This is a genomic window from Dryocola clanedunensis subsp. sulfonylureivorans, from assembly GCF_016756775.1.
In the GTDB taxonomy this organism is placed as follows: domain Bacteria; phylum Pseudomonadota; class Gammaproteobacteria; order Enterobacterales; family Enterobacteriaceae; genus Dryocola; species Dryocola clanedunensis.
This window is the reverse complement of record NZ_JAERMU010000002.1, coordinates 64,564-79,107: the sequence shown is the minus strand read 5'-3', so window position 1 is coordinate 79,107 and position 14,544 is coordinate 64,564. Positions and strand designations below refer to the sequence as shown.

Below are 14,544 nucleotides of genomic sequence, written 5' to 3'. Positions count from 1 at the left end.
CAGGGCTAATCAACTACAGCGACGGAATATTGCGTCCGTAATAAATTTCGCGCATCTCTTTCCAGAGCATATCTGTAATGGTTTTACGCTCATCTTCGCTCAGATCTTCCGGGCGGGTATGGAACATGTAATGCTTCAGGTCGAACTCTTTGAGCAGCATCTTGGTATGGAAGATGTTCTCCTGATAAACGTTGACGTCCATCATGTCGTACAGCGCCTTCATGTCGGCAGACATAAAGTTCTGAATCGAATTAATCTCATGATCGATAAAGTGTTTTTTCCCGTGTACGTCGCGGGTAAAGCCGCGCACGCGGTAATCCACGGTCACGATATCGGATTCAAGCTGGTGAATAAGGTAGTTCAGCGCATTCAGCGGCGAGATCACCCCGCAGGTCGACACTTCTATATCTGCCCGGAAAGTACATAATCCGCCTTCCGGATGGCTTTCCGGATAGGTGTGAACACAAATATGGCTTTTATCCAGGTGGGCAACGATGGCATCCGGCAGCGGACCGGGATGCTCGGACTGGTCAATGCTCTGCGGGTCGACAGGCTCTTCGCTGACCAGAATAGTCACGCTTGCCCCCTGCGGCTCGTAGTCCTGGCGGGCGATATTAAGGATATTCGCGCCAATGATTGAGCAGGTTTCGCTGAGGATCTCCGTCAGGCGATTGGCGTTATACAGCTCGTCGATGTAAGCGATGTAGCCGTCCCGCTCCTCGGCGGTCTTGACGTAGCAGATGTCGTAGATGCAAAAACTCAGGCTTTTGGTCAGGTTGTTAAAGCCGTGCAGCTTCAGTTTTTTCAATTTTTATCACCTCCTCAGGATGACTGGTTAGCCAGCGCATCAATCAGATATTGTGGCAAAGCGAACGCTGCCGTGTGGATGGCCGGGTTGTAATAGCGGCAATGAATACCGGCCTTATGAAACCGCGCCTGGAGCGTTTCTGTCGGCAGGTGACGCAGGGCAGAGTTATCCGTCGCCCAGGCAAAGGTCATGATGCCGCCAAAGTAGGTCGGAATGGCCGCCTGGTAAAAGCTCACATCCGCAAAGTAGTGGCTTAACTTGCGATGGCTGTCCAGCGCTTCGTCCTGCTGCAGGAAACAGACGCCGTTCTGCGCAACGAAAATACCACCCGGATTCAGGCAGCGTTTGCAGCCTTCATAAAACGCCGAGGTAAACAGGCTTTCGCCGGGGCCGATGGGATCCGTGCAGTCAGAGATAATCACATCAAAGGTTTGTGCGGTCTGGGTGACGAAGTTGATGCCGTCATCAATGACCAGGCGGAAACGAGGGTCGTCGTAGCTGCCTGCGTTGTGATTGGGCAGATACTGGCGGCAGAAAGAGACCACGCCCGCATCGATTTCCACCATCGTGATGGTTTCAATGGCTTTATGACGGGTCACTTCGCGCAGCATGGCACCGTCACCACCGCCGATGATCAGGACGTGTTTTGCCTGTCCGTGGGCCAGTAGCGGCACATGAGTCATCATTTCGTGGTAGATAAACTCGTCGCGCTCCGTGGTTTGTACCACGCCATCCAGCGCCATAACGCGGCCAAAAGCAGCGTTTTCGAAAATAACCAGATCCTGATGATCGGTCTTTTCGTGGTACAGCACGTTGTCGATAGCAAAGTACTGCCCGAACTTGTCGTGCAGCGTTTCCTGCCACACTTTTTTCTCGGTCATGGAGGACACCTCTTTGGTAACACCCTTGCAAAACAGGCGCAACATCATAGCCAACAACAGCCGTGGGTGCACGGCTATTATTTCAGCAAAAGGGCAGGGGGAGAGGGTTACTTGACGTAGGCGAGCAGGCTTAACGAGTCACGGGCCAGTGATTTACATTTCTTTGCCGTTGGGATCGCAATGCCGCTCAGATCGCGGTAGCTGTCCTCACCGAGCGCTTTCATGTTAAAGCTATTGTAGTTGCTTAAATCCCACTGGTTTTGCTGGGCAAAGAAAACCAGCGCGCGACGAATCTGGCCGTTCGGGAGGTTCTGGTAGCCGCAATCATTTTTTAAAAAAACAAAGACCGCAGTCAGATCGGCCATATCTTCTGCTTCGGATTCGCTAAGTGCCTGACTGCTGGTAGAAAATGCCAGCAAAACACCCAACATTAATGCCTTAACTCCCGTCTTCATCACACCTACCACTTTTCATCAGATACGAAACGTTAACACAGTTAAATGCGGCACGACGACATTTATTCTTTGCTGCAAACTTGACCTTCCCGTTGGGGAAAGGTTTATGCTTTTCGACACGCCTGCTCATGAAAGGAACTGAACATGCATCGTCGTGATTTTCTGAAATATTCTGCTGCTTTTGGCGCATTCAGCGCGCTGCCGCTCTGGAGCCGTACGGCATTGGCTGCGGAACGCCCTATTTTGCCTGTCCCTGAATTACTGGCACCCGATGCCAGAAACAGCATTCGCCTTACGGCCCAGGCCGGGAAAACGCTTTTTGGGGCTAAATCAGCGACAACCTGGGGCTATAACGGCAACTTATTAGGGCCAGCGCTGCGCCTGACCCAGGGTGAAAGCGTTACCGTAGATATTCATAATAGCCTGGCTGAGGAAACAACGGTGCACTGGCATGGTCTGGAAGTGCCGGGCGACGTCGACGGTGGACCGCAGGGTGTGATTGCCGCCGGGGGCAAGCGCACCGTCAAATTCACGCCTCAGCAGCGTGCAGCAACCTGCTGGTTCCATCCCCATCAGCACGGGAAAACCGGACATCAGGTGGCAATGGGGCTCGCGGGGCTGGTGCTGATCGAAGACATCGAAAGCCGCAGGCTGATGCTGCCGAAGCAGTGGGGTATCGACGATATCCCGCTGATCGTTCAGGACAAACGTTTTGGCGCCGATGGCGAGATTGATTACAAGCTGGACATGATGAGCGCCGCCGTTGGCTGGTTTGGCGACACGCTGCTGTGCAACGGCGTTAACTACCCGCAGCATTCCAATCCTCGCGGCTGGCTGCGTTTACGTCTGCTTAATGGCTGTAACGCCCGTTCATTGAATATTGCGGCAAGCGACAATCGCCCTCTGTATGTCATCGCCAGCGACGGCGGCCTGCTGGCCGAACCGGTGAAAGTCACGGAGCTGCCGCTGCTGATGGGCGAGCGTTTTGAAGTGCTGGTGGACACCAGCGACGGTAAGCCGTTTGATATCGTGACCCTGCCGGTGAAGCAAATGGGTATGACCGTTGCGCCGTTCGACCAGCCGCAGCCCATCGCGCGTATTCAGCCGGTGCGTATTGCTGGTTCTGGCGAGCTGCCGGATAAGCTGGTGGAGGTTCCCGCTCTGCCAGCGATCGAGGGCGTGACCGAACGCTGGTTACAGCTGATGATGGACCCCATGCTCGACATGATGGGCATGCAGGCGCTGATGGAGAAATACGGCGAGAAAGCGATGGCGGGCATGAGCATGGGCGGGCATGGCAACATGGGCGGGCATGGCAACATGGGCGGGCATGGCGGCATGAAACATGGCGGTATGGATCACGGCAAGATGAATCATGGCAATATGGGCCACGGTTTCGACTTCCACAATGCCAACAAGATCAACGGCAAGGCCTTTGATATGGCCACCCCGGCGTTCGCCGCGCAGAAGGGGAAATACGAGAAATGGACCATTTCCGGGGAAGGGGACATGATGCTGCATCCGTTCCACATCCACGGCACGCAGTTCCGCATTCTGAGCGAGAACGGCCAGCCGGTCGCGGCGCATCGTCAGGGCTGGAAAGATACGGTTCGGGTAGAAGGGGCGCGTAGCGAGGTGTTAGTACGCTTCGAAAGCGAAGCCTCGAAAGAACATGCCTATATGGCCCACTGTCATCTGCTGGAGCATGAAGACACCGGCATGATGCTTGGCTTTACCGTGGCATAAATTATCCTCACCCCGGCCCTCTCCCTCGATGGGGGAGGGAGAAAGCCAGATCCCCTCGCCCCTTTGGGGAGAGGGTTAGGGTGAGGGGGCAATATTACTTAGCGTCGTCCGGCAAAGCGTAAGCAACAATGTAGTCGCCCATCTTCGTGCCGAAGGAGCCGTGGCCACCCGCGGAGATCACGACGTACTGCTTGCCGTTCGCTTCATAGGTCATCGGCGTTGCCTGGCCACCGGCCGGCAGACGCGCTTCCCACAGCTTGTCACCGTTGCTCATGTTGTACGCGCGCAGATAGTTATCTGCGGTTGCGCCAATAAACAGCACGTTACCCGCGGTAGAAATCGGACCGCCCAGCATCGGCATACCCATTTTGAACGGCAGCGGAAGCGGCGAGCTGTCGCGTACGGTACCGATACGTTTTTTCCATACCACTTCGTTGGTTTTCAGATCCAACGCGGAGATATAGCCCCAGGCCGGCTGCTTACAAGGTAAGCCGAACGGCGACAGGAACGGGTTAAGCGTTACGCCATACGGCACGCCGTACTGCGGCTGAATGCCACTCTCGGAGCCTGAACCTTTCGCATCTTTTGGCGGTTCCATAGGATTGCCAGGACCACGCGGCATCAGTTTAGAGACAAACGGCAGCGCCATTGGGTTAGCAATAGCAACCTGACGGCTTGGGTCGACGGAAATACCGCCCCACTCGAACATCCCCAGGTTACCCGGGAACACCAGCGTGCCCTGCTCGGAAGGCGGCGTGAAGATGCCTTCATAACGCAGCTTGTGGAAGATAATACGGCAGACCATCTGGTCGTACAGCGTTGCGCCCCACATATCTGCGCCGCTCAGATCTTTCTTCGGACGGAAGCTCAGATCGGAGAACGGCTGGGTTGGCGTGACGTAATCACCTTTAGCCGCGCCCTGCGGAACAGGTTTTTCCGGGGCAGGGACAACCAGCTTGCCGTCACGACGGTCCAGCACGAAGATGTTGCCGGTTTTCGCCGGAGCGTAAATCACAGGCACAACGTTACCGTTTTTATCCTGGATATCCGCAAGCGTCGGCTGGGAAGGCATATCCATATCCCACAGATCGTGGTGGACAGTCTGATAGGACCACGCAAGCTTACCGGTGGTTGCGTTCAGCGCCACGATGCTGCTGGCGAAACGCTCCTGTTCAGGGGTACGGTTACCGCCCCAGATGTCCGGCGTGGTGACGCCCATCGGCAGATAAACCATATCCAGTTTGGCATCGTACGCAGCCGGTGCCCAGGAGTTCGGTGAGTTGATGGTGAAGTGATGCTCGTCGCTCGGGATCGCATTCGGGTCTTTAGCACCCGGATCGAAGGCCCACAGCAGCTTGCCGGTATTCACATCAAAACCACGAATGACGCCGGACGGCTCGCGGGTAGAGAAGTTATCCGTTACCGCGCCCGCAATGATAATCACTTTGTCAGTAACGATCGGCGGAGACGTTGGTTCGTACATGCCCGGCGTCGTCACCGGCATGTTGGTTTGCAGGTTCAGAATGCCTTTGTTGGCGAAGCTTTCGCACAGTTTGCCGTTATCGGCATTCAGCGCAAACAGGCGGCCATCGTTTACCGGCAGCAGAATACGTCGCGGACAGTCGGATACCCCATCCGGGCTGGCGTTATCTGCTGTCGCTTCATGATACGAAACGCCACGGCAGGTCACATGCTGGAAGGAAGGGTTGGTATCCAGACGCGGGTCGAATTTCCACTTTTGTTTACCGGTAGCTGCATCCAGCGCAAACAGCTGCTGGTGCGCGGTGCAGAGGTAAAGCGTGTCACGAATTTTAATCGGGGTGACTTCGTTGGTGATTTCACCCGGATCGGTAGGACGCTTCAGGTCGCCGGTCTGGAATCTCCAGGCCTCTTTCAGCTGGCCAACGTTTTTATCGTTGATCTGCTTGAGAGGGGACCAGCGCTGGCCTTCCTGGTTACGACCATAGGCTGGCCAGTCGGCATCAGGAATGCTGGACGATGCGGCAGCAGGTGCGGAAGCATCGGCGCGGAGTGTACCGTTGATTTCCTGCGGATCGTTGAACACCGCCCAGACCAGCGCCACCACGGTGGCGGCCAGCACAACGCCAAGCGCCGGAGCCGCACCCGCGGAAGGCTGAATGAACTGACGATAGACAAACGGCAGCACCAGCCACACGCCGAAGAAGAACAGAACATCTAAACGCGGCGTCAACGCCCAGAAGTCGAAACCAACTTCCCAGATGCTCCATATAACGGTGCAGAGCAGCAGCGCGGCGTAAATCCAGAGCGCCAGCGCTTTACGTTGCCAGAGTAACCATGCGGTGACGAGCATCACCACCCCTGCAATTGGGTAGTACCATGACCCACCAATTGCCACTAACCATATCCCGCCAATAAGTAAATACAGCCCTGTAAGCACGGCAAACAGGGCTGATAAGGTCGCGATTACCCGCGATCCTGATTTATTTGTTTTCACAATTATCACGCTCTTAAAAGTTTGATAGCAATTAATTATAGTTATTAACAAGTGTGATATGCATCACATAAATGGCTTTTTTACCGATAGCGCATGGCAATGTGTTTTGCTGTTATACTGCTGGCCTGAATATTTCGCGTTGGCCGAAGCTGAGCCGGCATGAAGTGATTTGTTTTAAAATCATGTGGTTATAGATATGAAACATACTGTAGAAGTGATGATCCCCGAAGAGGAGATCAAGGCCCGTATCGCGCAGTTGGGCAGTGAAATAACTGAACATTACCGCGACAGCGGCAGTGATATGGTGCTGGTGGGCTTACTGCGTGGCTCATTTATGTTCATGGCCGACCTGTGCCGTGAAGTTCATGTGCCCCATGAAGTCGATTTTATGACCGCCTCCAGCTACGGTAGCGGCATGTCCACAACTCGCGATGTGAAAATCCTCAAAGACCTGGATGAAGACATTCGCGGTAAAGACGTGCTGATCGTCGAAGACATTATCGATTCAGGTAATACGCTGAGCAAAGTGCGTGAAATTCTCCGCCTGCGCCAGCCAAAATCCCTCGCTATCTGTACGCTGCTTGATAAGCCGGAGCGCCGCGAAGTGGACGTCAACGTGGAATGGGTTGGTTTCTCCATCCCTGACGAATTCGTAGTGGGCTACGGCATCGACTACGCCCAGCGCTATCGCCATCTGCCGTACGTCGGCAAAGTCGTCCTGTTAGATGAGTAATAAGGGCGCAGGGCAGTGAAAAAGGGCCTTTAAGGCCCTTTTTGCTATCTGATTTACTGGGAAGGCGTTCTATTCTTATAGCCGGTATTGGCCTGTTTCATATTTGAAATCCCGCTGCGGTAACCCTGTTCGAGCGACTCGCGGCTGGTGGCGGTGACTTCAAGATCGCGCAGGCGACCGTCGTGTATCCCGTAGGCCCAGCCGTGTATCGTCACTTTCTGGCCGCGTTTCCAGGCGGACTGCATAATTGTGGAGTGGCCCAGGTTGTAGACCTGCTCCATCACGTTCAGCTCACACAGCGTATCAAGACGTTGTTCCGGCGGGAGTTCCCCCAGCAGCGAACTATGCTTGTACCAGATATCCCGGATGTGCAGCAGCCAGTTATTGATAAGCCCTAAATCCGGGTTCTCTACCGCCGCCTGCACGCCACCACAGCCATAGTGGCCACAGATGATGATGTGTTCAACTTCCAGCACGTCCACCGCGTACTGCACCACTGACAGGCAGTTTAAGTCGGTATGGATGACGAGGTTTGCCACGTTACGGTGAACAAACAGTTCGCCGGGCTCAAGGCCAGTGAGACGTTCTGCCGGTACACGGCTATCAGAACAGCCAATCCAGAGAAAACGAGGTTTTTGTGCCTGGGATAAACGTTCAAAAAAACCAGGATCTTCATCCTCCATCAGCGTCGACCATGCCTGGTTATTGCTGATGAGGGTATCTATATCATTCATGGAGGTTAACAACCTGTAACCGGAGAAGTGCGTTGAGGTAATATAGGGCAACTCGGAAAATATTTATACAGATAACAAATGTGCATCGCGAAAGGTAACCCCAAACAATGACCATTGCATTAGAACTGGAAAAACTCACCAAGACCTATGCGGGCGGCGTTAAAGCGCTGCGCGGCATCGATCTTAGTGTCGAAGCGGGAGATTTCTACGCCCTGCTTGGCCCGAATGGCGCAGGCAAGTCCACCACCATCGGCATTATCAGCTCGCTGGTCAATAAAACCTCCGGCAAGGTACGCGTCTTCGGTTACGATCTGCAAAGCGATGTCGTGAACGCCAAGCGCCAGCTCGGTCTGGTTCCGCAGGAATTTAACTTCAACCCGTTTGAGACGGTGCAGCAGATTGTTGTCCATCAGGCCGGGTACTATGGCGTCGAGCGCGACGAAGCGATAGCGCGCAGCGAAAAGTATCTCAAGCAGCTCGACCTGTGGGAAAAGCGTAACGAAAGAGCGCGGATGTTATCCGGCGGCATGAAGCGTCGTCTGATGATCGCTCGTGCGCTGATGCACGAACCTAAGCTGTTGATTCTTGATGAACCTACAGCAGGGGTAGATATCGAACTTCGTCGTTCCATGTGGGGCTTCTTAAAAGACCTGAACGACAAAGGCACCACGATTATTCTGACCACCCACTATCTGGAAGAAGCAGAAATGCTCTGCCGCAATATCGGCATTATCCAGAGCGGTGAGCTGGTAGAAAACACCTCGATGAAATCGCTGCTCTCTAAGCTCAAGTCAGAAACGTTCATCCTGGATCTGGCGCCGAAAAGCCCGCTGCCGAAGCTCGATGGCTACCAGTACCGTCTGGTCGATACCGCTACGCTGGAAGTTGAAGTGCTGCGTGAACAGGGAATCAACAGCGTGTTCAGCCAGTTAAGCGCTCAGGGCGTTCAGGTATTAAGTATGCGTAACAAGGCCAACCGTCTGGAAGAGCTGTTCGTCACGCTGGTAAACAAACAAGGAGACCAGGCATGATGCATCTCTACTGGGTGGCGCTTAAAAGTATCTGGACCAAAGAGATCCACCGTTTCACCCGCATCTGGATCCAAACGCTGGTGCCGCCTGTCATCACCATGACCCTTTACTTCATCATTTTCGGCAACCTGATCGGTTCGCGCATCGGTGAAATGCACGGTTTCACCTACATGCAGTTTATCGTACCAGGCCTGATTATGATGGCGGTGATCACCAACGCCTACGCCAACGTCGCATCGTCGTTCTTCAGCGCCAAATTCCAGCGCAACATTGAGGAGCTGCTGGTTGCGCCCGTACCAACGCACGTGATTATCGCCGGCTACGTGGGCGGCGGCGTTGCGCGCGGCCTGTGCGTTGGCGTGCTGGTTACGGCTATTTCCCTGTTCTTCGTGCCGTTCCAGGTGCACTCCTGGCTGTTCGTCGCGCTGACCCTGGTGCTGACGGCGATTCTGTTCTCGCTGGCAGGTCTGCTTAACGCCGTGTTTGCCAAAACATTCGACGATATCAGCCTGATCCCGACCTTCGTGCTGACGCCGCTGACCTATCTGGGCGGGGTATTCTACTCACTGACCCTGCTGCCGCCGTTCTGGCAGGCGCTGTCGCACTTAAACCCGATCGTCTACATGATCAGCGGCTTCCGCTACGGCTTCCTCGGTATCAGCGACGTTCCGCTGCTGTTTACCGTCGTGGTGCTGCTCGCATTTATTGCTGCGTTTTACCTGCTGTGCTGGTATCTCATCCAGCGTGGCCGCGGTCTGCGCACCTGAGCCTCATTGCTTCCCCTACGGGGGAAGCATTTAAGAATTTTTCCACACAGGATTGACTGGTATCAGCTTGCTCAACTTTTATTCTGGCAGACTGGCCTCTCGTTTACGGGAGATGCGCGATGTTGGGATGGGTGATCACAGGTCATGACTACTATGCACAGGATATACTGGACGCCCTGGAAAAGCGTTTTGGTCCGGTATCTCAGTGCGTTGCCGTGAATTTCTGGCACGGGTTAAGCACGAATATGCTCAGCCGCATGTTATGCGATGCGCTTTATAATTGTGATTCAGGCGACGGCGTCATTTTTCTGACCGACAGAACTGGTGCGGCACCGTATCGCACGGCTGCGCAGCTGAGCCATACACACTCCCACTGCGAAGTTATCTCCGGCGTTACGCTCCCTTTGCTCATTCCTCTCTTCGAACAGCGTCAGATGCTGACCAGCGAAGCATTTCGCGAGCTTATCGTTGAGCAGGGCGGGGAAGAGGTCACCAGCCTCTGGCACCAGCAGGGTAAAAACCCGCCGTTTGTGTTACTGCATCAATATTGATCTGAAAGGTTGGTATTGACGGGGTAAATGATAAAATAGCCGCCCCCCTCTCTGGATGTGCAAAAAGTGCTATCAAATTCGTTATGTTAATTCGTCTCTTCTTCGGACTGCTGGCCCTCTTTTGTACGGCTCAGGCCAGCGCCAGCCTGCTCAGCAGTCACGCAACTCCCGCACAATATATGCAAACCACTGAGGATGCGGATATCTGGGCGCAGGTCGGAGATAAAGTCATCTCCGTTGGCACCGTTGAGGAAGGACAGATTTTAGCGGTCGTCCCCATTGCTGCGGACTATTACGAGTTTCGCTTCGGCTTCGGCACCGGGTTTATTGATAAAAGCCACCTGGGGCCGGTGGCAGGAAAGCAAAGGGTTGAGGACAGGTTAGGGGATTTAAACAAGCCGCTAAGCAACCAGAATCTGCTGACCTTCCGGGATGTGCAGATTTATAACGCGCCGAATAACGGCAGCGCACCTTTCGGCACGCTGGCAGACAATATCCGTTACCCCATCAGCGCTAAGCTGAAAGACCGTCTGAACCAGACCTGGTACCAGATCCGCATCGGAAACCGCCTCGGCTACGTGAGCAGCCTGGACGCGCAGCAGGATAACGGCATTCCCGTGCTGACCTATCACCATATCCTGCGGGATGAAGAGAACACACGATTCCGCCATACCTCAACGACTACCTCAGTGGTGGCTTTCAGCAACCAGATGACCTGGCTGCGCGACAGGGGCTACAGCACGTTGACGATGTACGAGCTTGAAGGCTATGTTCGGAACCGTATGAATCTGCCCGCCCGTTCCGTGGTGATTACCTTCGATGACGGACTGAAGTCCGTTTACCGCTACGCCTATCCCATTCTGAAAGAATATGGCTTTAAAGCTACGTCATTTATTATCTCGTCACGCATCAAACGCCATCCACAGAAGTGGAATCCTAAGTCTTTGCAGTTCATGAGTATTTCTGAGTTGCGGGCCAGTCAGGACGTCTTTGATGTGCAATCGCATACCCACTTCCTGCATCGGGTGGACGGCTACCGCCGCCCGATACTGCTGAGTCGTAGCTACCACAACATCCTGTTCGATTTTGAACATTCTCGTCGCGCGCTGGCGCAGTTCGATCCGCACGTGCTTTATGTGTCGTACCCGTTTGGTGGCTACGATGATAAAGCTGTAAAAGCTGCGAATGACGCAGGTTTCCACATGGCGGTCACTACGGTGAGAGGGAAGGTAAAACCGGGGGATAACCCGTTCCTGCTGAAACGGCTTTATATTTTACGGACGGATTCGCTGGAGACAATGTCGCGGTTGATAACGAATCAGCCTGAGTCCTGAGTTTATACCCTCACCCGACACTCTCCCTGAAAGGGATGTCTCTTAGTCACAACTCTCACCGGTCATGCGTCAGGGTGGGATCTGTTAACCTGCTGGTATTCCGTTCACCCGACCGTCTGGCTATCTCTGCTACCGTTGCGAACGGTGAACGTGTCATGGGGATTACGCCATCCCCCTGACGACCCCGGCGCCCGGCAAATAAATCGCCGCTGAAGCGGTAAACTCCGGTTTTTACCCAACATGCAGGGTCGTTCGCGATTCGTTCCCGACGATCGCTCTCTCACGTGGTTCCCGACCACGTGACCCAGCCTGAAGGGCAAAAACCGGAGCGATTTAAGCCGGGAACAGGGTGTCGCTTTAAGCCAGAAATAACATCAGAAATAGCATCGCTTTGAAACCTACAGCGACACCGGAGATGGGACATTCATGGAAGTTAACGCGAGGGTGTTGGGTCCGGCTTAAATCGCCTCCATTTTTGGCTTCATGGCCGGGTCCAGCCGTCGGGAACGGCTGGAGGTTGTGATCGTCGGGAACGAATCGCAACCGACCCGGACAGGGAGCCAAAAATGGAGGTTTACCGCCGCAGGTGGCGATTTATTGCCGGGAGTCGGGAGCCCAGAGGGTGTGACGGCGAACACCCTCTGGACGTTCACCGGTTCGGCAGCTACATATGCCACCTGACGTAAAGTGAACGGAACCTTCTCGATCTCGCCAGTAACTGTTTCAAAGATCTGTATAAGAGACAGCCCCGAAAGGGAGAGGGGGGACAACGGTGACAAGCTGATCGTTCCCCTCGCCCCTTTGGGGAGAGGGTTAGAGCGAGGGGGAAACTTCTTACGCCACCTGAACCGGTACGGCTTTCGCCAGGCGTTTCATCTCGTTGTCACCGTCAAAATAGGCAACTTTTGGCTGCCAGCTGCGCGCCTGCTCGTCCGGCATCGTCACATAGCTTGCGATAATCAGAATGTCATCAACGCTTGCACAGTGTGCCGCCGCGCCGTTAACGGAGACGATTTTTGAACCGCGCTCGCCAGAAATTGCGTAAGTAGAGAAACGCTTCCCATTGGTCACGTTGTAGATATCAATGGCTTCATATTCCAGAATGCCTGCCGCCTCGAGGAAGTCCTGATCGATGGCGCAGGAGCCTTCATAGTGCAAGTCCGCCTGGGTCACTTTCACGCGGTGTAACTTGCCTTGCAGCATGGTGCGAATCATAAGATTAAACCTTTGTCTCTTGGCATAAACCAGACCGACTTTCATCGATCTCATGAATGTATTGGCGCAGTATTGCCCGTTTTTAAAGGGCTGTCTACTCCGCTAAATCAACCTGAATGTTATCAATAAGACGCGCCTGACCAAGCCATGCCGCCATCAGCACCACGGCGCGTTTGCTGTTTTCATCCAGCGCCAGCAGCGTGTCCGCATCACGGATTTGCAGGTCGTCTGCACGCAGACCTTTTTCATTCAGCTCAGTTGCCGCAATCGCCAGAAGCTCTTCCGTCTCTCGCTCACCCGCGCGCAGTTTTTCGGCAACAGAGCTCATCACTTTGCTGAGGCCTGGTGCAATTTTACGCTGCTCGGCGGTCAAATAGCCGTTGCGGGAGCTCAGGGCGAGACCATCTTTCGCACGCACGGTCGGCACGCCGACAATCTCAATGTCATAACCCATATCCGCTGTCATCTTGCGGATAAGTGCCAGCTGCTGGTAATCCTTCTGCCCAAAACAGGCGACATCAGGCTGAACCAGGTTGAACAATTTGCTGACGATAGTGGATACGCCACGGAAATGACCGGGGCGGCTTGCGCCTTCCAGCATGGTGGAGAGGCCCGGCACCTCAACAAAGGTCTGGTCATCCAGACCTTGTGGATAGACATCGGCAGGGGCAGGGGCGAAGACCATATCCACTTTACGGCGATTCAGCTTTTCGCAATCTTCCTGCAGCGTGCGAGGGTAGCGTGACAGATCGTCCGGACGGTCAAACTGCATCGGGTTCACAAAGATGCTGACCACAACCACATCTGCGACGGCCTTTGCTTCTTCAACCAGCTTCATGTGACCGTCGTGCAGGTTGCCCATGGTTGGCACCAGCGCGATGCGCTTGCCTTCCTGACGCCAGCGGCGGATTTGCTGGCGGAGCAGCGGTAACGTTTCGATTATCAGCACAACCTTTCTCCTGTCAGTGGAAACTGTGTTCTTCGGCCGGATAGCTGCCGGATTCAACTTCAGCGGCGTACTGGCGCACCGCGGCGCGCATGTCACCCGCTTCGATAAGGAAGTTTTTGGCAAATTTCGGGATATGGCCGCCGGTAATACCGAAAGCATCATGCATCACCAGAATTTGTCCGTCCGTCACGTTCCCCGCTCCGATGCCGATGACCGGAATCGTCAGTGCTTCAGTAATGCGCTTCGCCAGCGCTACCGGTACGCACTCCAGCACCAGCAGCTGTGCGCCTGCGGCCTCAAGAGCCACAGCATCGTCAAACAGCGTTTGAGCGGCCTGCTCATCGCGACCCTGAACCTTGTAGCCACCGAAAATATTCACCGACTGCGGCGTCAGTCCCAGATGACCGCAAACCGGTACGGCACGTTCGGTAAGCATTCTGACGGTTTCAACCAGCCATTTGCCACCTTCGATTTTCACCATGTTGGCTCCGGCGCGCATCACTTCCGCAGCGTTCACGAACGCCTGCTCCGGCGTGGCGTAAGCCATAAAGGGCAGGTCGGCCAGCAGCAGGCAGTGCGGTGCACCGCGACGTACCGCACGCGTGTGGTAGGCAATATCTTCTACGGTTACCGGCAGCGTGGAGTCGTGCCCCTGAACGGTCATCCCTAATGAATCGCCGACCAGCATCACGCCGATGCCTTCTTCGGCAAACAGTTTGGCGAAGCTGAAGTCATAGGCGGTGATGGTGGCGAATTTACGCTGGGCCTGTTTCCACTGGCGCAGCTGAGACATCGTGATTGGTTTCATGGCGGTCCCTGAATAAGGAAGGGGGAATCGATTGCTACTTTATCAAAAAATTGGGC

Annotated in this window: 14 protein-coding genes; 6 read left to right on the top strand and 8 right to left on the bottom strand. The window is 54.6% G+C overall.

Annotated elements, in window-relative coordinates; genetic code table 11:
• Nucleotides 1-13: 13 nt before the first annotated feature.
• The 3 genes from speD to HYQ67_RS02210 all read right to left on the bottom strand — a co-directional run bounded on the left by speD (nt 14) and on the right by HYQ67_RS02210 (nt 2,144).
• On the bottom strand, nt 14-808 hold the full coding sequence (gene speD / locus HYQ67_RS02220) for an adenosylmethionine decarboxylase (protein WP_202301158.1): 795 nt from the start codon (nt 806-808) through the stop codon (nt 14-16).
• Between the two features lie 14 nt (nt 809-822).
• Complete coding sequence (gene speE, locus HYQ67_RS02215; protein WP_202301157.1) at nt 823-1,689, bottom strand: polyamine aminopropyltransferase; 867 nt, start codon at nt 1,687-1,689, stop codon at nt 823-825.
• A gap of 107 nt (nt 1,690-1,796) precedes the next feature.
• Nucleotides 1,797-2,144, bottom strand: a complete 348-nt coding sequence (locus tag HYQ67_RS02210; protein ID WP_202301156.1) for a YacC family pilotin-like protein — start codon at nt 2,142-2,144, stop codon at nt 1,797-1,799.
• 144 nt (nt 2,145-2,288) lie between these two features.
• Between HYQ67_RS02210 and cueO the strand changes: the two genes are divergently transcribed.
• A complete protein-coding gene (gene cueO / locus HYQ67_RS02205; RefSeq protein ID WP_202301155.1) occupies nt 2,289-3,890 on the top strand; it encodes a multicopper oxidase CueO in 1,602 nt (533 codons plus the stop codon).
• A gap of 94 nt (nt 3,891-3,984) precedes the next feature.
• Here the strand turns inward: cueO and HYQ67_RS02200 are convergent, their stop codons facing one another.
• Nucleotides 3,985-6,369, bottom strand: coding sequence for a glucose/quinate/shikimate family membrane-bound PQQ-dependent dehydrogenase (locus HYQ67_RS02200; protein WP_348519205.1), 2,385 nt, complete (start codon nt 6,367-6,369; stop codon nt 3,985-3,987).
• A 193-nt stretch (nt 6,370-6,562) separates the two neighbouring features.
• Between HYQ67_RS02200 and hpt the strand changes: the two genes are divergently transcribed.
• A complete protein-coding gene (gene hpt / locus HYQ67_RS02195) occupies nt 6,563-7,099 on the top strand; it encodes a hypoxanthine phosphoribosyltransferase (protein WP_202301153.1) in 537 nt (178 codons plus the stop codon).
• A gap of 53 nt (nt 7,100-7,152) precedes the next feature.
• On the opposite strand, the gene can is transcribed toward hpt, so the two are convergent.
• A complete protein-coding gene (gene can / locus HYQ67_RS02190; RefSeq protein WP_202301152.1) occupies nt 7,153-7,833 on the bottom strand; it encodes a carbonate dehydratase in 681 nt (226 codons plus the stop codon).
• Nucleotides 7,834-7,940: 107 nt separating this feature from the next.
• On the opposite strand from can, the gene HYQ67_RS02185 reads away from it, so the two are divergent.
• The 4 genes from HYQ67_RS02185 (at nt 7,941) to HYQ67_RS02170 (ending at nt 11,516) form a co-directional block, all read left to right on the top strand.
• Nucleotides 7,941-8,864, top strand: a complete 924-nt coding sequence (locus tag HYQ67_RS02185; protein WP_202301151.1) for an ABC transporter ATP-binding protein — start codon at nt 7,941-7,943, stop codon at nt 8,862-8,864.
• The gene (locus HYQ67_RS02180) at nt 8,861-9,631 is read left to right on the top strand and encodes an ABC transporter permease (protein WP_202301149.1); all 771 of its coding nucleotides are present in this window, start codon (nt 8,861-8,863) and stop codon (nt 9,629-9,631) included. The genes HYQ67_RS02185 and HYQ67_RS02180 overlap by 4 nt, the downstream gene beginning before the upstream one ends.
• 119 nt (nt 9,632-9,750) lie before the next feature.
• Entirely contained in the window at nt 9,751-10,182 is a 432-nt protein-coding gene (locus HYQ67_RS02175) for a PTS sugar transporter subunit IIA (protein WP_202301147.1), read from the top strand.
• Between the two features lie 83 nt (nt 10,183-10,265).
• The gene (locus HYQ67_RS02170) at nt 10,266-11,516 is read left to right on the top strand and encodes a polysaccharide deacetylase family protein (protein WP_202301145.1); all 1,251 of its coding nucleotides are present in this window, start codon (nt 10,266-10,268) and stop codon (nt 11,514-11,516) included.
• Nucleotides 11,517-12,350: 834 nt separating this feature from the next.
• On the opposite strand, the gene panD is transcribed toward HYQ67_RS02170, so the two are convergent.
• The 3 genes from panD to panB all read right to left on the bottom strand — a co-directional run bounded on the left by panD (nt 12,351) and on the right by panB (nt 14,488).
• Nucleotides 12,351-12,731, bottom strand: coding sequence for an aspartate 1-decarboxylase (gene panD, locus HYQ67_RS02165; protein ID WP_202301143.1), 381 nt, complete (start codon nt 12,729-12,731; stop codon nt 12,351-12,353).
• A gap of 94 nt (nt 12,732-12,825) precedes the next feature.
• Entirely contained in the window at nt 12,826-13,680 is an 855-nt protein-coding gene (panC, locus tag HYQ67_RS02160; protein ID WP_202301141.1) for a pantoate--beta-alanine ligase, read from the bottom strand.
• 13 nt (nt 13,681-13,693) lie between these two features.
• Nucleotides 13,694-14,488 (bottom strand): 3-methyl-2-oxobutanoate hydroxymethyltransferase, encoded by a 795-nt coding sequence (gene panB / locus HYQ67_RS02155; protein WP_202301139.1) that lies wholly within the window; start codon nt 14,486-14,488, stop codon nt 13,694-13,696.
• Between the last annotated feature and the right edge of the window lie 56 nt (nt 14,489-14,544).